General features: G+C 40.9%; 19 protein-coding genes. 7 read left to right on the forward strand and 12 right to left on the reverse strand.

Going from position 1 to position 19,635, the window contains the following annotated elements; genetic code table 11:
* Positions 1-707 precede the first annotated feature (707 nt).
* The 3 genes from clpB to ACFIJL_RS03975 form a co-directional block, all read right to left on the reverse strand.
* A complete protein-coding gene (clpB, locus tag ACFIJL_RS03965) occupies positions 708-3,287 on the reverse strand; it encodes an ATP-dependent chaperone ClpB (RefSeq protein WP_375622738.1) in 2,580 nt (859 codons plus the stop codon).
* A 196-nt stretch (positions 3,288-3,483) separates the two neighbouring features.
* Complete coding sequence (locus ACFIJL_RS03970) at positions 3,484-3,657, reverse strand: hypothetical protein (RefSeq protein WP_375622740.1); 174 nt, start codon at positions 3,655-3,657, stop codon at positions 3,484-3,486.
* A 531-nt stretch (positions 3,658-4,188) separates the two neighbouring features.
* Positions 4,189-4,323, reverse strand: coding sequence for a hypothetical protein (locus tag ACFIJL_RS03975; protein ID WP_375622742.1), 135 nt, complete (start codon positions 4,321-4,323; stop codon positions 4,189-4,191).
* A 1,091-nt stretch (positions 4,324-5,414) separates the two neighbouring features.
* On the opposite strand from ACFIJL_RS03975, the gene ACFIJL_RS03980 reads away from it, so the two are divergent.
* Positions 5,415-5,786, forward strand: a complete 372-nt coding sequence (locus ACFIJL_RS03980) for a helix-turn-helix domain-containing protein (protein WP_375622911.1) — start codon at positions 5,415-5,417, stop codon at positions 5,784-5,786.
* Positions 5,787-6,216: 430 nt separating this feature from the next.
* On the opposite strand, the gene ACFIJL_RS03985 is transcribed toward ACFIJL_RS03980, so the two are convergent.
* The 5 genes from ACFIJL_RS03985 to infA all read right to left on the reverse strand — a co-directional run bounded on the left by ACFIJL_RS03985 (position 6,217) and on the right by infA (position 9,507).
* A complete protein-coding gene (locus ACFIJL_RS03985) occupies positions 6,217-7,425 on the reverse strand; it encodes an MFS transporter (protein ID WP_375622913.1) in 1,209 nt (402 codons plus the stop codon).
* 464 nt (positions 7,426-7,889) lie between these two features.
* Positions 7,890-8,024, reverse strand: coding sequence for a hypothetical protein (locus ACFIJL_RS03990; protein WP_375622744.1), 135 nt, complete (start codon positions 8,022-8,024; stop codon positions 7,890-7,892).
* 14 nt (positions 8,025-8,038) lie between these two features.
* Entirely contained in the window at positions 8,039-8,323 is a 285-nt protein-coding gene (gene yacG, locus ACFIJL_RS03995; protein WP_375622746.1) for a DNA gyrase inhibitor YacG, read from the reverse strand.
* A gap of 21 nt (positions 8,324-8,344) precedes the next feature.
* Positions 8,345-9,058 (reverse strand): Maf family nucleotide pyrophosphatase, encoded by a 714-nt coding sequence (locus tag ACFIJL_RS04000; protein ID WP_375622748.1) that lies wholly within the window; start codon positions 9,056-9,058, stop codon positions 8,345-8,347.
* A 230-nt stretch (positions 9,059-9,288) separates the two neighbouring features.
* The gene (gene infA / locus ACFIJL_RS04005) at positions 9,289-9,507 is read right to left on the reverse strand and encodes a translation initiation factor IF-1 (RefSeq protein ID WP_004857577.1); all 219 of its coding nucleotides are present in this window, start codon (positions 9,505-9,507) and stop codon (positions 9,289-9,291) included.
* 1,396 nt (positions 9,508-10,903) lie between these two features.
* Here infA and ACFIJL_RS04010 point away from each other — a divergent pair.
* Both ACFIJL_RS04010 and ACFIJL_RS04015 read left to right on the forward strand, forming a co-directional pair.
* A complete protein-coding gene (locus ACFIJL_RS04010) occupies positions 10,904-11,269 on the forward strand; it encodes a helix-turn-helix domain-containing protein (protein WP_375622751.1) in 366 nt (121 codons plus the stop codon).
* Positions 11,270-11,633: 364 nt separating this feature from the next.
* Positions 11,634-11,999: a helix-turn-helix domain-containing protein gene (locus ACFIJL_RS04015; protein ID WP_375622753.1), complete on the forward strand. Its 366-nt coding sequence runs from the start codon at positions 11,634-11,636 to the stop codon at positions 11,997-11,999.
* A 1,894-nt stretch (positions 12,000-13,893) separates the two neighbouring features.
* On the opposite strand, the gene ACFIJL_RS04020 is transcribed toward ACFIJL_RS04015, so the two are convergent.
* Together ACFIJL_RS04020 and ACFIJL_RS04025 are read right to left on the reverse strand one after the other, a co-directional pair.
* Entirely contained in the window at positions 13,894-14,469 is a 576-nt protein-coding gene (locus ACFIJL_RS04020; protein ID WP_375622755.1) for a disulfide bond formation protein B, read from the reverse strand.
* A 10-nt stretch (positions 14,470-14,479) separates the two neighbouring features.
* A complete protein-coding gene (locus tag ACFIJL_RS04025; RefSeq protein ID WP_273790835.1) occupies positions 14,480-14,632 on the reverse strand; it encodes a DUF5993 family protein in 153 nt (50 codons plus the stop codon).
* An 839-nt stretch (positions 14,633-15,471) separates the two neighbouring features.
* On the opposite strand from ACFIJL_RS04025, the gene purE reads away from it, so the two are divergent.
* Both purE and ACFIJL_RS04035 read left to right on the forward strand, forming a co-directional pair.
* Positions 15,472-15,969, forward strand: a complete 498-nt coding sequence (gene purE / locus ACFIJL_RS04030) for a 5-(carboxyamino)imidazole ribonucleotide mutase (protein WP_375610656.1) — start codon at positions 15,472-15,474, stop codon at positions 15,967-15,969.
* A 1-nt stretch (position 15,970) separates the two neighbouring features.
* A complete protein-coding gene (locus ACFIJL_RS04035; RefSeq protein ID WP_375622758.1) occupies positions 15,971-17,242 on the forward strand; it encodes a 5-(carboxyamino)imidazole ribonucleotide synthase in 1,272 nt (423 codons plus the stop codon).
* A gap of 89 nt (positions 17,243-17,331) precedes the next feature.
* Here the strand turns inward: ACFIJL_RS04035 and ACFIJL_RS04040 are convergent, their stop codons facing one another.
* Positions 17,332-17,499: a hypothetical protein gene (locus ACFIJL_RS04040; RefSeq protein ID WP_375622760.1), complete on the reverse strand. Its 168-nt coding sequence runs from the start codon at positions 17,497-17,499 to the stop codon at positions 17,332-17,334.
* A gap of 154 nt (positions 17,500-17,653) precedes the next feature.
* A complete protein-coding gene (locus ACFIJL_RS04045) occupies positions 17,654-17,782 on the reverse strand; it encodes a hypothetical protein (protein ID WP_375622761.1) in 129 nt (42 codons plus the stop codon).
* Positions 17,783-18,698: 916 nt separating this feature from the next.
* Here ACFIJL_RS04045 and ACFIJL_RS04050 point away from each other — a divergent pair.
* A complete protein-coding gene (locus tag ACFIJL_RS04050; protein ID WP_375622763.1) occupies positions 18,699-19,070 on the forward strand; it encodes a hypothetical protein in 372 nt (123 codons plus the stop codon).
* The gene (locus ACFIJL_RS04055) at positions 19,067-19,240 is read left to right on the forward strand and encodes a hypothetical protein (protein ID WP_375622765.1); all 174 of its coding nucleotides are present in this window, start codon (positions 19,067-19,069) and stop codon (positions 19,238-19,240) included. The genes ACFIJL_RS04050 and ACFIJL_RS04055 overlap by 4 nt, the downstream gene beginning before the upstream one ends.
* Positions 19,241-19,635 lie beyond the last annotated feature (395 nt).

A 19,635-nucleotide genomic window follows, 5' to 3' on the forward strand; every position in this document is an offset into this window, starting at 1 on the left:
GTAAAGTAAACTAAATTAAGATATAGATGATATTTTTAATATACACCTCCACTTAAACTTGTCTTTGTAATAGGAATAGCGAAAATTTTAACCAAAACAGGTTAGGGAGCTTTTTTTAAGTCTTTATCTTGATTTAAAAACTGCAAAGGAGCAAACTTGATTGTGCAGATAATCATGCTTCATTATCTACGAGCCACTAACAAGAGTGCAATCAATCAAACAGTTAAAAAAAACTTTTAGCAAAATTTTAAAGCAAAAAAACGCACATCACCGAAAAAATGAGAGAGCCTTGCATTTTACGCATCCCCCACCTTTTTCTTAAACAGCAAAAGAACTCCCAATCTATCATCAAAATATCTTTGTCTAAAATTCCCTACCCCCCTTCAAAGAGCAATATTTTACGGCGGATAAACGGCATTTCTCTTTAACGCTTTTACGCACAAAGCAATAAAGCAATAAAGCAATCCCGCTTGTGACTTCACTTATAACATTGCAAGAAAATAGTTTTCACGACAAACAGAAGTAAAAGAATCCTACGATATTCGAAAACGCTGATTTAACATGCAAAAACACCGACCACTCCCTTTGCTTTGCGATAAAACACCGCTGTTTCATCGTGAATTTTTCTAAATCAGCACGCCTCAAAGAGCGGTGTTTATCACATAATAGGATTATCACCGCCCTTTATAGCGTGAATTTTTCCACACTTAATCTTCAGGCAAAAATTCCAACCGATCTCCTTGTTTTGTAATTTTCACCGTTGTCTCATCGTGAATTTTTCCAAATAAGATATTTTCCGCCAGTGGGTCTTGAATTTCTTTTTGGATAATCCGTTTAAGCGGACGCGCACCATAGAGCGGATCATAGCCTTTATCGGCAAGAAATTTTCTCACCTCTGGCTCGATTTGCAAAGTTATTTTGCGTTCATTGAGCAAATTTTGCAAATGTTCTATCTGAATATCGACGATCGCTTCCATATCGTGACGTTGCAGCCTTTGAAAGAGAATAATCTCATCAATACGGTTTAAAAACTCCGGACGGAAAGCCGCTTTCACAACATTCATAACATCATTTTTTGCCTGCTCAACGGTTTGCCCTTCAGGCAAAGCAGTTAAAAATTCAGCACCAAGATTAGAAGTCATAATCAGCAAGGTATTGCGAAAATCGACGGTACGTCCTTGACTATCGGTCAAGCGCCCTTCATCGAGCACTTGTAGCAAGAGATTAAAAATATCAGGGTGTGCTTTTTCAATTTCGTCAAACAGAATAACCTGATAAGGTCTTCTACGTACAGCTTCGGTCAGCACCCCACCCTCTTCATATCCAACATATCCAGGAGGTGCCCCAATCAGCCGCGCCCCAGCATGCTTTTCCATATATTCCGACATATCGATGCGCAACATGGCATTGGAGTCTTGGAAAAGAAAAGCGGCAAGAGCTTTGGTTAATTCGGTTTTCCCCACACCAGTAGGACCCAAAAACATGAAAGAGCCAAGGGGACGATTGGGATCTTGCAACCCTGCACGCGCGCGGCGTACAGCACGAGAAACAGCTTGAACAGCCTCTCCCTGACCAATCACACGTTTGCTAATTTCATCTTCCATCCGCAACAGCGCCTCCCGTTCTGCCTCCAGCATTCGATCAACAGGAATACCGGTCCAGCGTGAAACAATCCGCGCCACATGTTCAGCAGTAACCGTCTCTTCAACGAGATGATTTTGTTGGTCATCATTTTCCGCAATACTCAATTGTTTTTCGAGTTCAGGGATAACGCTATAAGCGAGCTCTCCAGCGCGTTGGAATTGTCCATCACGTTGTGCAATAGCCAAAGCATTACGAGCTTCTTCGAGTTGTTTTTTCAAATCAGCAGCATGCCCTAATTTTTGTTTCTCAGCCTGCCAAGCACTTGTCATCTCAGCGGACTGTTGTTCCAATGTTTTGAGTTCCTCCTGCACATTTTCCAAACGTTCTTTTGCTGTTGGCTCGACATCTGTTTTCAAAGCTTCCCGTTCGATCTTCAACTGTAAAATACGCCGATCAACAGCATCGAGTTCTTCCGGCTTTGAATCGACCTGCATCCGCAACCGCGCCGCCGCTTCATCGATAAGATCAATAGCTTTATCCGGCAAGAAACGATCTGTAATATAGCGGTTAGACAAACGCGCCGCCGCAATCAAAGCACTATCAGCCAAGCGCACTTTGTGATGTTGTTCATATTTTTCCTTAATACCGCGCAAGATAGAAATAGTATCCTCTAAAGAGGGTTCCGGTACAAAGACAGGTTGAAAGCGGCGTGCAAGAGCAGCATCTTTTTCGACATATTTTCGATATTCATCGAGCGTAGTAGCCCCCACACAATGGAGCTCTCCGCGTGCAAGAGCAGGCTTTAACAAGTTAGAAGCATCCATAGGCCCATCGGATTTTCCAGCCCCAACGAGATTATGCAATTCATCGATAAACAAAATGATCTGCCCATTTTCAGCTTGCACCTCTGCCAACACCGCTTTGAGGCGCTCTTCAAATTCCCCACGATACTTTGCACCAGCGATAAGCGCTCCCATATCCAACGCATGAAGCTGTTTATCCCGCAAAGTTTCAGGCACATCGCCATTAACAATGCGCAATGCCAACCCTTCCACAATAGCTGTTTTCCCCACCCCTGGTTCACCAATAAGTACAGGATTATTTTTGGTCCGCCGTGAAAGCACCTGAATAGTGCGGCGGATTTCCTCTTCCCGCCCAATCACAGGGTCAAGTTTTCCTTCACGGGCATCTTTTGTGAGATCACGGGCATATTTTTGCAAAGCATCATATTGGCTTTCGGCATGGGGGCTTGTTGCTGTTTTTCCCTTCCGCAAATCATTAATAGCCTCATTAAGCGCTAGCGCTGTCAACCCTCCGTTTGTAAGAATATCAGCGGTTTTTGCGGTCTTTTCCATGATCAGCGCTTGCAACACACGCTCAATGGTCACAAATTGATCACCGGCTTTTTTCGCCAAATCTTCCGCCATGTTAAAGACTTTTGCCAACGGCTGAGAGAGATAGAGCTGTCCATTCCCCCCTTGCACTTTAGGCAAAGCATCAAGTGCTTCGTTAAGCGCCTTTCGAATAAGAGTAAGATCACCACCCGCTTTTTGGATCAGTGATGCTGCCAATCCTTGAGAATCGTCTAACAACACTTTCAACAGATGCTCCGGCAAAAACTGCTGATGATCAGAAGCAAGGGCACCACTTTGTGCTGATTGTAAAAAACCCTGCACGCGTTCGCTATATTTTTCCAAATTCATTTTTTTTCCTTAAATCTCAAGCCACCACAGCACTTTAAATTCCCCCAACATTCCACAAAAGAGACATCTTCAAAGGACAGCTCACCCCCCACAAAACACCGCAAATGATGCCGCATGAAGAAGAACCGTAGTGCTAAAAAGAATATGGGTTTTTACACGCCTCATAGCAAGAGGGAGAAAAAAATACGCTATCAATTTAAACAAAAACCGCAACTCCCCTATACGCCCCACCATCACCAACCCCACCAGCCCAGCCTCCCCACCAGCCCAACCCCAACCGACCTAGCCCCACTATTATAGTCTCTTCACCCCCAATGCTCCCATCGATGTCAGACAAAAGCCCAACATGACAAAAACACGCACAAAACATAGCCCCCCACCTTTCTCACAAACACATTTTTACGCTTTTACATCTTTACAGAACGAAGCCAACGAAAGGCTTACCACCCCACACCGCTTTGTAAACACTGTTCTGTAAAAGAACCCAGCTTTTTGCCTAGTACCCCCCTTACAGTCTTCAGCCTCCCCTCCTCAAACGACAGCACTTCATCAGGCTCAACAAATCAAGCTCTATCTCCTTAAATCACCATCCCTTCACGCATCTCTTTGCACCACCGCCTTACCAACACTCTCCTCCTATCCATGCGCACTCTCTCCATTCTCCCTTCCCGTTTTGCTCTCCCGTCACACACTCACAACTTAACAGCACTCTTCCTCCCAACTTCCCTCCTCGATTCACAAGCTCGTTTTCCCCAATCCTCTCACCCCATCCATGCCAGACAAAAGCTCAACGTGACCCCAAAACACGCACAATGCATAAATCCATAAGTCCTCCAGTTCACTTTTACAGATTCACATTTTTACGCTTTTACATCTTTACAGAACGAAGCCAACGAAAGACTTACCACCCCACACCGCTTTGTAAACACTGTTCTGTAAATAATTCAAATACTTGTCTAGCAAGTTTCCACCACTGACCACTCATTCGTTTCAGATCACCTTCCATTCCTCCCACACTCTTCTCCAACCAACGCACTCAACAACACTCTCCATTTCTCTTCCAGTCTGGCACCTCCTCCAATCCTCTCACCACATTCTATGTCAGACAAAAGCCCAACGTAACCAAAACACGCACAATATATAAATCCACAAATCCTCCGCTTCACTTTTACGGATATACATTTTTACGCTTTTACATCTTTACAGAAGGCGACCAAAGTAAAGGTTCACCACCCCGCGCATCACTTTGTAAACACTGTTCTGTAAACAATCCAACTTCTTATCTCAAAGGCCCCCTACTGATCACTTTGTATAGTTATCACCCACCCCACAAACGAGACTGTTTCATTAGACTAGACAGATAAGTCCAGCCTAAAACATTTATCACACACTCTAAAAAACGCCTAAATGTGGATATTGATATGCTGATATCACACCCCTCCAAATAGCGCCGTTTTATGGCATAACAGAATAGAAAATTTTTGATTGTTCTTGCCAATCTTCTGAAATTACTTTATCACTTAAAGTGTCATTTTGATCGTCTACGCAGCGATCAACAGGGAAAACAGGCCCTAAACCCTAGCGTACAATTGAGCCTACTCTTGTGGGTTTCCCGGAATTCCGGGAGTTTTTTGCTATGTCCAGGTGCGCTCTAGCACTAAAAGCAAAAAGCTGACTAGGGTTCAGTACTTGTTACTCCCGGAATACCAATGCGAGGGCGCTCGCAACCGGAGGGGAGGCTTGAAGTGCCAACCAAAAATCCAAATTTTATCGACATTTCTGATTAAGCAAAAGACGCGATTTATAATCCATATTTCGCACTTTTTTAAAAAGTACCCAATTTTGTAGTCTTTGAGATTATTTTCATTTCTCTTGCCAATCTTCTGAAATTACTTTACAAATTAAAAAATGTTTTTTGATCGTCCACGCAACGATCAATAGGGAACTAAAAGCCCTAAATCCGAGCGTACAATTGAGCCTACTTTTGTGGGTATCCCGGAATTCCGGGAGTTTTTGCTATGTCCAGGTGCTTTAAGCACTAAAAGCAAAAAAACTGACTCGGATTCAGTACTTTTAGACTCCCGGAATACCAATGCGAGGGCGCTCGCAACCGGAGGGGGGCTTGAAGTGCCAACTAAAAATCCACATTTTATCGACATTTTGATAGGCAAAAGAATCCGCCACAGACGCATTTCAATGAGCCTTTCCCCAAAGGAATTAGGAAGCCATTTAGGTGTCAGTTTTCAACAAATCCAAAAATACGAAAAAGGCTTCAATCGTGTAAGCGCAGGATGTTTACTCAAAATCGCCCAAAAACTGGAAGTTCCTATAAGCTTTTTTTATGCAGACATTGCCACAAAAGAAGATACCTCAACAAAAGAAAATACCCCACACCACAATCAAGAAACCTATAGCGAAAAAGAACACACCCTTTTAAAAAACTTTAGAGACCTCCAGCCAAAAAAACAAAAAGCAATCTTGTGGTTGATTTCTGATTAGGAAAAAGAGCAACAATTAACATACCCCCGCCTAAAGTTTCCCATACCTGATATCACCATACCTCCAAGAGTGATGTTTTATGGCATATAAGATAATTCACACTATAGCTTGTTTTCTGTTTCCATTATTGCTTCAAGCCAAGCTGATTGAGGATTAGCAGCTGAGTTTTTAAGTTTGACTATTCGTAGCAAAGCGGAGTTAAACAAAAATGACATTATCGCTCAAAGCCATGCCCCCCCTATTGAGTTTACGAGACAGTGGAACCGTGTCAAGAAAGCAAAGCCCCGAAAAAAAACAAAAATATGAGCGGTTAAGTAAAAATCAAAAATTGAATCTATAACGTTGAAAAAGCTTCCCGATGCTGGATTATCCCCACACCCTCTAAATCTCAGAAAAATGATTTAAAATACATGTTTCGTTGATGAGCCAATCATTGAGAACGAATAATAGACAAAGAACGGTTCAGCAATATCCTGATAGCCAATAAACAGAATAATCCACTCAATCCAGAAAGAAGGAACAATTTTCCAGCCGAAGTATGACCTAAAACAAACGCTCCAACAAAGGGCGCCACCAACATCGCTAAATTTTGTATAGACTGCACCCATCCGGAAGCCACCCCAATCTGTTCATTGAAATTGCTTACCAGATAAACATTAGAAGATATGGAAAAGTAAGCACTAACCATTCCAATAAGAAAAAAACAAAGCAACAAAGTCTCAATACGGAGTAAATCAAAGTAAAAAAAGCACACTGAGATCAAGACAAAACCAATCATTGTTGACATTGCCGGCATTAACAACTCCGATATTTTGCCTGTAAGGGGTTTATGCTTTGATTGTTTCACACGCCAAAACCCATAGAGAAAATTACCAATCGCTGAAGCAGATACCAGCATTCCAAGAGTCTGTTTATTCATTTTCATTGTGCTGAGAATAACGGGCAACTGATTATTCACCATAAAGACCATAGCAAAATAAATGAATATTACCCCCACATAGGCATACCAAGTTGTCCCATAAAGCCTCTGCTGTGCTTGCGTGGTATTCGCTTTTTTTATTCTTAGCGACGAGACAGGTTGTGCACCAATAAAACAAAACACGATAAAGCCTAGCAATGTCAAAAAACCAGAAAATAATAAAGTATAGGTATCTGATAAAAGTACAGACAGAGCACTCCCCAAAGCAGGTCCTATCATCTTCGCTGCGCTATTGATCATGTTAAGCACAGAATAATAACGAGTCCGTTCGTGTTCAGGCACAGAATTTGCACTAAGAACGGAAATTGCAGGCATGGCTAGACTGTTGAATGTCGCTCGAATAACTGCCAGTATAATAAATCCTTGCAGACTCGTCGCCAGCAATAAACCGACAGTACAGAGTGCCCGTAACAACAACGACGCCCGCAACCAATGGATCATAGAACGGTGACTTACCAACATTCCAATTGGCTTAGACAGAACGATACTAGGGAATAATGTTGCCGCTCCAATAAAAGCGACATCATATTGATTAGCTTTCCAAGTGAACACAGATACGGTCAAAATCACGATATAATCAATCCAGCCCCCAAATGACACCATACCATTACCCAGCAAAAGCACCAACAAGCGATTTTTTATTGCCCCACCTCTTTGCACCAAAACACGCGCCCTTCTTTTTCGTTAGCAATACTGATTGAACTATCAATTTTTCCTCACACCCTAAAAGCATCAACAACTTTCACGCAACAAAGCACCAACAAGCGATTTTTTATTGCCCCATCTCTTTGCACCAAAACACGCCCCCTTCTTTTTCGTTAGAAATACTAATTAGATGATCAATTCTTTCCTCACACCCTAAAAGCACCAACAACTTTCACGCAACAAAGCACCAACAAGCGATTTTTTATTGCCCCACCTCTTTGCACCAAAACACGCGCCCTTCTTTTTCGTTAGCAATACTGATTGAACTATCAATTTTTCCTCACACCCTAAAGGCACCAACAACTTTCACGCAACAAAGCACTATCGACCTTCCTGTAACAAGGCAATTTATAATTATCCATGGAAACCACTGGGGATAAGTCTTAGATATGTATTAACACTTCCACCATTGATTGAACTTAATCTGCGTCTTTGCGAATGACGACAATAACCAAGCCGTTAATCCAGCTCTTGAATCCATTGATATAGGATAATCCGCGCGCCTCCCCTTCAGTTCCCACACAAAAAAAACGCTCTGAGCGTCCTCTTCTCAAGAGGAAGACCCCTTTTATTCTTCTTCATCACTTTTCTGTGGAGGAGGTGGTAAAATATAAGAGCCTGAAAGCCAACGATTAAGATCAATGGCTCGGCACCGTGTGGAACAAAAAGGATATGAAGATTTTTGTGACATTTGACCACAAATAGGACAAGGATGCGGAGGACGGGTCTCTTTTTGCAAATTTAGCTCTTTTTGTTCTTGGCGCACCTTTGTCTTCTGCTCGTTCATTAACTTTTCTTCTGTTGCTTTTTTTTCATTTTTGTTTTTCTCTTTTTGTTGCTTTTCACCTTGCATTGATCTTGCCTTACAGTTTTTCTAATGCGTTTCTTCAGCCCAGTGCGTAAAAAGTGGATAGTGATAAGCGGTCAAGAGATCGGCTGTTTCAGCCAAAGGCAATCCCACAACATTAGAATAAGACCCCGTGATATGGACAACAAAAGCCCCTGCTTTTCCTTGGATAGCATAGCCACCCGCTTTCCCTTGCCATTCTCCTGAAGCAAGGTAAGCCTTCATCATGGCAGAGGTTAAGCGTCTAAAACGAACACGACTTTCAACCAATTTTACGGTTATTTTTCCATGTTCATTGAGCGCACAAATAGCGCCATAGACCTTATGCGAACGCCCAGAAAGGTATCGTAAACATTCATAAGCCTCATCCTCGCTTTCTGGTTTAGGGAGAATTGTTCGCCCAACAGCCACCACCGTATCAGCCGCCAAGATAATCATTTTCTGTCTAGGTAATTTTTCTTGACCATTCTGCAACTCATCTTGACCATTCTGACTGTACCAACGCAAAATCTCTTGGGCTTTCAGCGCTTTTTCTTTTGCCAAACGTTTGGCAAGGTTTGCAGGGTGTTCTTTTAATTTTGGTGTTTCATCAATATCGCTTGCATAAACCTGCTGCGGATCAATTCCTATTTGTGCCAAGAGCGCTAAACGCCTTGGCGAAGCGGAGGCAAGCACCAAATGAATTTCTTCTGTAAGAGTATCTGCCAAACGTTTTTCCCCCCACTCTCTTATATGTTTCATTTCCACCCCTTCACAATCGACTTCTCTCTCACCCCTGCACCCCCCTTTTAAGCGCCCCCTTTTTAAGCGCTATTGATCTCCTTATCCTTTTTCCGCAACGATTTTACAGTCTTTCAAGGCGCTTCAAACACTCCTCTGTTTTCACTTATGAAAAGCAAACTAAAAAACTGTTAAAAAATAATAGAAATAATATGATAGCTTTTAGAAAAAAGTGCAAGCCACCCACGAGGCTACTTATAGCGATATGTAATACGCCCTTTTGTCAAATCATAAGGTGTCATTTCCACCATGATTTTATCACCGGCCAACACCCGTATACGATTTTTCCGCATTCTACCAGCGGTATGGGCAATAATTTCATGATCATTTTCCAGTTTCACACGAAACATCGCGTTAGGTAAGAGTTCAGTAACGATACCAGAAAATTCTAAAACTTCTTCTTTTGACATAAACAAACATTTCCTTTACAGTGCACATATTTTGTTAAGCTGCGCGTTATTTCCAGCGTTCATACCCTATTTTCTTAAGTTTGTGAATAAAAATTCCACAAAAAGGGAAAGGTTTTTCAAGTTTACTCTCCCATGCTTTCAAAAAGCGCCACCCCACACCTTAAGGATCCAAACTTTTTCTCCACCAATTTTACGCACTAATTTCCTTCAATTTTTATGATAATCTTGGTTTTAGTATGACAAGAAATTACGCTAATTTTTTCCCCTAAAGCATTTTCCCAACACCTCTGCCTAATCCCTCCACAACTTACGAACAATCCTCCTCCCTCCAACTTTTCCTCACCTTCCACACCTTCCACACCTTAAACATGCACCCTTCAGATAAACACCACTCCCTCACGCCAGAAGCCCCTCCTTTTCTCAAAAACCTTCTCCATTCTTCACACACCATTCACAACATGCTTCACCGCCCCCCTCCACACTCTATGTATTCCCGTACACCCTTGCCCCATTTTCCCTCTCTTCACACATTTCCTCTAAGCCACTCCTTTCATTTATGTTGCTCTCCCTACCTTCGAAAACACGATCGCTATACATTGCGTATCATTAACCACAACGCCCCTAACAACATAAAGCCTTTCCTTTTTCACGAATATACGTTTTCACGCTTTTACAGATTCACAGAATAAAGCCAAATGAAACTTCCACCCCTCGCCGCTCTATAAACAATAGTATTAACCCAGCTTCTTGCCTAGCCAATCTCCCCAAGCACTTCAGATCACCCACCCTCAAACGAGATTATTTCATCAAACGCGACAAAAAAATCCAGCCTAAAATATTCATCATACACTCTAAAAAACACGTTGATAAATTGATATGCCTGATATCACCACCCCTATAAGCTCCCCTTCTAATCATGATTTCGGAGCCGCGTGAGAGGGACAAAACAAGCCGTTAAGTTCTTGGGTCAAGGACGCCGTTAGGCGCCATGTAATGGTCTCCTTGACCTTAAGAACCTAGGATTGTTAGTCCCCTCATTAAACGCGGGTCTGATCTCATGATTTTGGTGAGCATTCCGGAGAGTTTGAGAGGCGGAAAGCCTCTCATTAAAAAATAAAGTTTATAAATAAAAACTATTTTTATTTGCCAATCTTCTGAAATTACTTTATCACTTAAAGTGTAAGTTTGGTCGTATACGCAACGACCAATAGGGAACTGAAAACCCGAAGACTTGACACATGAATTTATCCCGCATTGCGGGTATCCCGGAATTCCGGGAGATTTTGCTATGTCCAGGTGCGTTTCCGCACTAAAAGCAAAAAGCTGAGTCAAGTCAGTGTTTTCAGACTCCCGGAATACCAATGCGAGGGCGCTCGCAACCGGAGGGGGGTGTAAAGTGCAAACCAAAAATCCAAATTTTATCGATATTCTGATAGGCAAAAGAATTCGTCAAAGAAGAATTGCCATGGGACTTTCCCAAAAAGAATTAGGAAACTATTTAGGCGTCAGTTTCCAACAAATCCAAAAATATGAAAAAGGCTTCAATCGTGTAAGCGCAGGGTGTTTACTCAAAATCGCCCAAAAACTACAAGTTCCCATAAGCTTTTTTTATGCAGATATTGCCACAAAAGAAAATCTTTCAACACATGCCTCACACTATGATCAAGAAACATACAGCGAAAAAGAACATTCACTTTTGAAAAATTTTAGAGAGCTCCAGCCGAAAAAACAAAAAGCAATCTTGTGGCTGATTTCTGATTAAGCAAAAGAGTAACAATTAATATTATTCCATTCATATACCCCCTTAAGTCAAATTCAAACCAGCACTCCACACCCCTCCAAATCACGCCATTTTATGGGATATTGATTTTTCTTGCCAATCTTCTGAAATTACTTTATTGATAAGCACGTGTTTTTGATCGTCCACGCAACGATCAAATAGGGAGCTAAAAGCCCGAAAGCTTAATACATAAATTTATCCCGCATTGCGGGTATCCCGGAATTCCGGGAGATTTTGCTATGTCCAGGTGCTTTAAGCACTAAAAGCAAAAAGCTGATTAAGCTCAGTACTTTTAGACTCCCGGAATACCAATGCGAGGGCGCTCGCAACCGGAGGGGGGTGCAAAGTGCAAACCAAAAATCCAAATTTTATCGATATTCTGATAGGCAAAAGAATTCGTCATAGACGCATTTCCATGGGACTTTCCCAAAAAGAATTAGGAAGCTATTTAGGTGTCAGTTTCCAACAAATCCAAAAATATGAAAAAGGCTTCAATCGTGTAAGCGCAGGGTGTTTACTCAAAATCGCCCAAAAACTGGATGTTCCCATAAGCTTTTTTTATGCAGATATTGCCACAAAAAAAAATCTTTCAACACATGCCTCACACTATGATCAAGAAACATACAGCGAAAAAGAACATTCCCTTTTGAAAAATTTTAGAGAGCTCCAGCCAAAAAAACAAAAAGCAATCTTATGGTTGATTTCTGATTAAGCAAAAGCGCACACAAAGCATAAATCCTCCGCATCATTTTACGGATCAACGTTTTGATGCTTCTCCACATTTACAGAAAGCAGCCAAATGAAACTTTCAAATTCCTCTCACACCGCTTTGTAAACATAGGTTTTTCAACAATACAGCTTCTTACTCTAGCCAATTCCCCTGCTGATTTCAGATCACGACACCACAAAGGATAATGTTGCATCAAACGCGACAGATACGTCCTATTTTAAAATATTCTTGCCCCTTCACCACCCTAAAGTAAGATCACGCAAAGCACCGGTCAATCTCACTTCAAAAGCAACTTTCCCCACCCCCAACACCCTCTCTCCTCAACACACCCGCCTCTTCATCCCAACTCCCTCCCTTCATAAGACTCTTCATCCCCTCTCTCGTCAACACCCCCACCTCTTCTCTCCACATTCCATGCCATGATAAAATCATACACCACGCATAAAGTCCCAGCTTCCTTTTTTGCACATTTCCGTTTTCACGCTTTTACATATTTACAGAAAGCAGAAAATCTGTAAAAAATGCATTACACAATAACGTTTTCAACAATTGTCATTAAAATCTCGCCTCCCTTTTCATCTAACTCCCCCTATTTTCACTTAAATCATAGATATAAACCGCCCTATTATTGTATTGAGCAGCATAAAATTTTTCGACAAATTCTAGCGATCAAAAGGGTGCATAAGAAGCATTTTACGACTGTTAAAAGAATTTTTATTTACACCCAATGCTTTTTTGTAACGTAGAAGAGTACATTTAATTAATTGACTATAAGAAAGTCTGAAATGAGGGAATCTTTTCGTTTTTCTCATTCAACATCCGCAACAATAATTTATCCTTATAAGTCAATATTTTTTCGTAATACAAAACGCGCCAAAAGGAATATACTTGCGTTGCATATTCATACGCTTGTTTTAGAGAAAGATCTCTCAACGCTCGTCTCCCCCATTTCGCAAAACGCCGCCCATAAAGGAATAGTAAAGCCCCCATAAAATTGTATAAAATCCATTCAGTCCCCTATCTTTACGCTTATGGAGCAACAAGTTTACGCTTATGGAAGAACAAAACCGGCCCCATCACAAAACTCTACCAGCTCGCAATGGTACGACATAGCTTGACACTTTAGATGATTCATTAAAGGCATGCCTTTCTTGTACAGTTTTTCCCCACATGCCCCCCCCGCTTATGATGTACAAGCAAGTAATTTTAATTGATTTAATATAAGAGAACTGATGATGAGAAATTTTATTATATTCAGCGAAGTGCTTCACGTTAAAAATGGTTATTTATCATTATAAATCAATATATTAATAAAAAAGAGTCATCATCAAGACTCTTACCTTTTTCTAAAAAAAGGCTTCTCACTGAAAGAAAACATCTAAGAGTTAGATAAAAAAAAAGGTTTGCCTTTAATAAACAAACCTCTGCAGAAAGTTATTCACATAACTTTCAAAATTTTAAATTAATCCCTCTAGAAGCAATAAAAATGCTTTAGAAGCACCAAAATGAATACAATTACTTATCTAACACAATATTAAGAAAAATCAAGAACAAAATTTTTTATAGTTAATACCCCTAAAAAACGAGGCTTCCTACCCCACGCAGCTCAACAATCTGTTTTTTTCTACAAACGCCTCCGACCAATCAATTCCTTCATCTCTCTCAAAAGACAGCATAAAAGGTGCACAGTACAAGTCTTCGCTAAAAAAAACATCAATCGCCAGCGCTGATAAAAACCAGCATTGTTATAAAAGATCAGATTATCGAACATCTTTCTGAAATGTCTTCGCAATAAATAAAAAAGAAGCGGATTTTTAAATATTCCGCCTCTTTAACCATAAAAATTACGATGAGGGATTATTAAACAAATTCGAAACTATGAAGGGAACCAACTTGATAACAACTCATACCTTACAGGATCATCGGCACACTGTCCACCACCACATTCCAGTATGGTAGAAATCAAATTTGCTGCAATCAAAAACACAAATAAGAAACTTGCCGCTTTACTCAAGACTGGAAAAGGAGAAAATTCTTTGAACTTATGTGCCAATTCGCCTAAAATCATGACAAATGAGACAGCAAAGATACAAAGGACAGAAATAATGAAAGCCCAAGTATAAAAATGTAATCCAAAGAACGTTGAACCATATCCTAAGTCATCGGGAGTAATATGCAAAAACACTTGGCGTGCTGCCACAGCACTGGTTACCATACAACCGATAATAACCATACCATAATGGGTATTTTTCACCTTATGGTGAATATTAAGCAAGAACCCACAACCAGCCAGCATCAATCCAACGCGCTGTAGCAAACAAAGGGGACAAGGTAACTCAAACTTTACCAATTGATAATAAAAAGCCACCACCAAGACAACGGATAACCCAAAGAGTCCTAGCGTATTCATAAAGATGACGAAGTGAGGATTTTTTTGTTCAACATGTTCCATGGCTATTCTCTCAAAAAGATAAATTTAAAGTAGAAGTTGCGTGATGATTGAAAGTGAGAAGAATGACAACGAATAAAATTGCCCACAAAGCATAACTTATATTTTTTTTACCACACATAGTCGTTACTGCAGTACCTAAAGCGATTAAAAATGGAAGAAACATAGCTTTTACATCTCCTTATACATCCGTTGTTTAACTTTTATTTATTTCAGCGTTCACCATATTACAAAATTGGGCAAAAAAGAGACCATAGATTTATTATTCACAATTCGTCATTCAGGATTGATATTGCATTATATTTAAGTAAAAAACGAAGAACGATATAATCGCTAAGAAACAGATCTCAACAAAAGCGTTAAAAGCACAAAAGCGTTGATTATAGGCTTCCCCTTATATCAGCCATTGTTAAAGATATATCGACAATTATAAAGATTATATCCCCTATAAAGATTATATCCCCCCACTCACAAAAGAATCACTTGAACAACAAAATAAATAGGCTTTGAAAGCGAGATATATATCTCTTTATTTCTCAAAAGAATATCCTCACTTTTCAGCGCATTTTTGACATAAAAATCTCTTTCTCTCCTAAGCAATGTTTCAAATTGCAACAGATTTTATATCATATGGTGATCTTATTTAGATTAGCAAATAAAAAGTAAGATATTTAAAAAAAACTTATAATCAATGGCTTTTCCCCAATGTATTTTTCCCTCTTATCTTATAATAAACGACAATACCGCAGCTCAACAGCCTCATGGGTCCCACACCACCCCTTAACACCTCTCCTCAAAATTCATCCCCCTCCCCCTGACAAGAAGTGTTTCATGCCTTCAACACTTTAGTTTTTCATCTTTTGGTCTCCCCCTTTAAATTTTTAGCTTTCCATCTTATTTGCAAAATAACTGTTTCTCTGTCATCAATTGGCTTTGCAAAAAGAATATAAAACTTTAAAAAAATAATGATAAAGAATCGCATTGCACCTTTGAAAAGGATAGAGAATGATGAAAAAATCATGTGATGTCGCGATTTTAATGGGGAGCCAATCAGATTGGCAAACGATGTGCCATAGTGCAGATATTTTGACGAATCTTGGTATTTCTCATAGTTCGCATATTGTCTCAGCACACCGAACTCCTGAACGCCTTTATCAATTTGCCAAAGAAGCCAAAGAAGCAGGGTTTAAAGTTTTAATTGCCGGTGCGGGGGGTGCTGCGCATCTTCCAGGTATGTTAGCAGCCCTTACTCCTCTTCCTGTTTTTGGCGTTCCAGTGCATTCTCATTCTCTTTCTGGTCAAGATTCTTTGCTTTCAATTGTGCAAATGCCAGCAGGGATACCCGTCGGCACATTAGCAATTGGCAAAGCAGGCGCAATTAATGCAGCGCTTTTAGCCGCAGCCGTTATGGCCGTTTATGACCATGATCTCGCCCAACGATTAGAAGATTGGCGTCAACAACAAACAGCCAATGTCGCCCAAACGCCTGTAACGGAGGTTTAAAATGGCACCGTTTTCCAACACCCCCTCATCGAGCGCCACTCCCTCCAACGCCACTCTCTCCTCCAACGCCACTCCATCCTCCAACACCACCCCCTCCAACGCTACTCCATCCAACACCGCCCCATACAACACCATCCCATCCAACACCATCCCCTCCAACACCATCCCATCCAACGCCACTCCCTCCACCATGTTACCTCCAGGAAGCGTCATTGGTTTAATCGGGGGCGGACAATTAGCACGGATGCTCGCCATAGCGGCCGCAGAATTAGGATTTCGAACCGTTATTTTTTGCCCTGAAGCCGATTGCCCAGCCGCTCAAACAGCAAACAACCATATTGTTTCCTCCTATGACGATACATCAGCTTTAGATCATTTTATTTCTCAATGTGATGTTGTCAGCTATGAATTTGAAAATCTTTCGCTTCAAACGGTTCAATATGTAGAAAAGAGTAAGCCTGTTTATCCTTCTTCCAAAGCATTAGAGATCACGCAAGATCGACTTTTTGAGAAGCAATTTTTGCGTGATCAAGGGATTGGCACCGCGTCATGGCACGCGATTGACAATTCTTCTTCTCTTCTTTCCGCTCTTGATGCCTTAGGCGGACGTGGTCTTTTAAAGACGCGTCGTTTTGGTTATGACGGCAAAAACCAGATCAAGCTAGACCACCCCAATGAAAAAACCCTTGACGAAGCCTTTAGGACATTTCAGGAACAGCCTTGTATTTTGGAAGAAATAGTTCCTTTTTTATCGGAAATTTCGGTTCTCTCGGCCCGCACAAAACAAGGGGAACATATTTTTTATGATTGCCCTGAAAACCAACACAAAAATGGAATTCTTCATAAATCCTTTGTTCCATCACATATTCCACCTGACGTGCAAAAAGCAGCTCAAGAAATCAGCGTAACAGTCATGAATGCCCTCGATTATGTTGGTGTTCTTTGTATTGAACTTTTTGTCTTAACGAATGGTCACCTTTTAGTGAATGAATTAGCACCGCGTGTCCATAATTCTGGTCATTGGACACAAAAGGCATGCATAACTTCACAATTTGAACAGCATATCCGTGCTATTTGCGGACTTCCCTTAGGCAGTCCCTATCGCCATAGCGATTGCCAAATGACCAATCTTCTTGGTAACAATTTTAGCACGTTAAAATATTTTCTAAAGCAAGAGCACACCTCGATCCATTTATATGGCAAAAGCACTATTCACCCCCACCGCAAAATGGGGCACGTCATCCAATTACTGGGACCATCGAACAAATCTTAAGCCCACATATATACAAATGCTTTTTCACACTTTTCCCCCAATGAACTGAAAAAACAACTTCTCCCTTTTCACTTTCCAAACCACTTAACTTACATAAACATCTCATCTCCCTTCAAAAACAACCTCCCCCACACACCCCGATATTCATGCAGCACAACAAGCACTCCCAACCCTTCAACTCCCCCTATCAAAGCTCTTTCCCCTCCTTTTCTCAAAAACATCCCCCCACGGACTAAAAGCAATTCATCAGCCTCCAACAACTTCCCCTCAACGGCTTCAAAGCGCGCGCGCCCCTAACCTTTTAATTCGCCCCTGAAAAGGCTTCACGCCCTCCTACAAGCCTTGCTCTTTTAAGAACATCACCTCTTCCCCCTCCAAACCGCTTAACCTACATAAACATCTCATCTCCCTTCAAGAACAAAGCTTCACCCCACCCCGATATTCATGCATCACAACAAACACTCCCAACCCTTCAACTCCACCCCCTAGCTCTTTTCCCCCCTTTTTCTCAAAAACATCCCCCCCACGGACTAAAAGCAATTCACCAGCCCCCCAAACAACTTCCCCTCAATGGAGACCTTCCACAGCATAAATATTCCCCATACTATAAGGTCGTCCTCTTCACTTTCCTTTTAGTTCCAACCTCTAGGCCTTTTAGTTCCAACCTTTAGAGGATAGACTTATCTCTTGCGCCTATAGAGAGTACTCTAACAATGTGTTCTCATTGCCCCTAGTCTCCCTTCTTGTGTTCATTCTTTCACAAAAGTGTCAAGCGCGCGCTTGGCACCACCCCTTGAGTTCCATATCAAAGATATCATTACAGTACTAAGCTTATCCATCACAGAAACCTCCTCTCACAAGGCGATATTACCTGTCTCGTAGTTTTCTAAGGCTTGAAGCGTCTCTCCTTATTTCATTTCGCAATAAGGCTTAAAAGAGCAGATGTACATACACTCCACACTGAAAGAAAACCGTAAATTTAGCTTACACGCTAAAACACCAGCCGCTTAAAATATCACTCACTTTAACATTTGTAATATTTGTGACCTTCGTTCTGTCTATCGCCTTCGTTCTTTCCCCTATAAAGTTACGTTATTCAAATTTGAGTGCCTAACAGCACTCAAGGACGAAGATTTCTGTGCCGATCAATCAACAATCAAGCTTTTCTTAAGTAAATTCAACCGGCATAAACACTTCAATATTAAATGCCTCTTCGCCTATAGTTTAGTGATAAAATATAATTGTACTCACAAAACGAATCTTTTATACAGCGGCACGAAAAATTGTACATGCCTCATAATAATAAAGGGAAGATGCGCTACAGACGTAGCAAGTCATTCGTATTATCATTTTAACAAGTACAGAAATCTTTTTTCATTTCATAAAAATAGCCTGAGAAACTGAGTTATTCGCTTTATCAAAAGACAAAACCTTCAAGAAACAAACGAATATCCACATGACAAAACCAAACCTATCAAATGCATCACCAAAAGAACAAAATGATACATCTTCTCAATGGGACTTAGTCCTCGATATCCAAAAAGAAGTTAAGGAAATATTAAAGGCTGGTGTTGTTTCCCTGAGAGAGTTTATATTCATAATTTTTATAAGCGTCTGTTTATACATTTTCCTCTCAATATTAGGCAGTGCGGATAAACCTCAGATGAATGTAGTAACTGCAATCGGGCTGATATGCGCATTAATTCTGTACGGTTCGATACCAATCTTTTTGGTGCTACGGATCATAGTAAAGAAGAAACTGAAAAAAGTAATGAAACAACTAGACGAAGCGGTTGCTAATCAAAATACAATAAGGAGAGAAAAATGACTGGAGCTATAATATTAGGGCGCATTCTAGGGATCATTGTCGGTTGTGCAATAATAACATTATCCGTTTGGCTTGTTTATTCTACCATTAAATATCGAAAATTGTACCGTAAAGCGCTTACAGGACTAAACTTAGCAAATCAAAAATGTAATCAAGAAATTAATAAATAAAAAAATCGTGACAAACGTGGTATTAAAAATACTATAATCCTTATTTTTATATTTCTAAACGTATTTAATGTGATTACCAGTTATTGAGGGCCCATATTGATGGTATGATATTTTTCATAAGGGAACGTTTGAAACTATAGGCATGATATTATGTGCGTATAGCAAATACAAGAAACACTTCCAACGGCTCCCCCCACTTCAAGCATTTCAGCCGGCGCACGCACCTGACAGGGCTTCACAAGCCCCGCAACAAACAAGCCTCTTGCGTTTTAAGAAGCCCCCCTTGCCCTTAACGACAAAAACCCACACCACTTCAACAATCCAACGGCGCCCCCTCTTCCCCCCACTTTAAGCATTTCAGCCGGCGCACGCACCTGACAGGGCTTCACAAGCCC

It is taken from the genome of Bartonella sp. TT119HLJHH (genome assembly GCF_042193385.1).
Lineage (GTDB): Bacteria > Pseudomonadota > Alphaproteobacteria > Rhizobiales > Rhizobiaceae > Bartonella.

Excerpts from the sequence above, each read along its gene's own strand:
- yacG (WP_375622746.1), bottom strand. The coding sequence starts at position 8,323 with ATGCAAGGTGAAAAGCAACAAAAAGAGAAAAACAAAAATGAAAAAAAA.
- ACFIJL_RS04025 (WP_273790835.1), bottom strand. The coding sequence starts at position 14,632 with ATGTTTCTTCCATTTTTAATCGCTTTAGGTACTGCAGTAACGACTATG.
- ACFIJL_RS03970 (WP_375622740.1), bottom strand. The coding sequence starts at position 3,657 with ATGTTTTGTGCGTGTTTTTGTCATGTTGGGCTTTTGTCTGACATCGAT.
- ACFIJL_RS04035 (WP_375622758.1), top strand. The coding sequence starts at position 15,971 with ATGGCACCGTTTTCCAACACCCCCTCATCGAGCGCCACTCCCTCCAAC.
- ACFIJL_RS04020 (WP_375622755.1), bottom strand. The coding sequence starts at position 14,469 with ATGGAACATGTTGAACAAAAAAATCCTCACTTCGTCATCTTTATGAAT.
- ACFIJL_RS04055 (WP_375622765.1), top strand. The coding sequence starts at position 19,067 with ATGACTGGAGCTATAATATTAGGGCGCATTCTAGGGATCATTGTCGGT.
- clpB (WP_375622738.1), bottom strand. The coding sequence starts at position 3,287 with ATGAATTTGGAAAAATATAGCGAACGCGTGCAGGGTTTTTTACAATCA.
- ACFIJL_RS04050 (WP_375622763.1), top strand. The coding sequence starts at position 18,699 with ATGACAAAACCAAACCTATCAAATGCATCACCAAAAGAACAAAATGAT.
- purE (WP_375610656.1), top strand. The coding sequence starts at position 15,472 with ATGATGAAAAAATCATGTGATGTCGCGATTTTAATGGGGAGCCAATCA.
- infA (WP_004857577.1), bottom strand. The coding sequence starts at position 9,507 with ATGTCAAAAGAAGAAGTTTTAGAATTTTCTGGTATCGTTACTGAACTC.
- ACFIJL_RS04000 (WP_375622748.1), bottom strand. The coding sequence starts at position 9,058 with ATGAAACATATAAGAGAGTGGGGGGAAAAACGTTTGGCAGATACTCTT.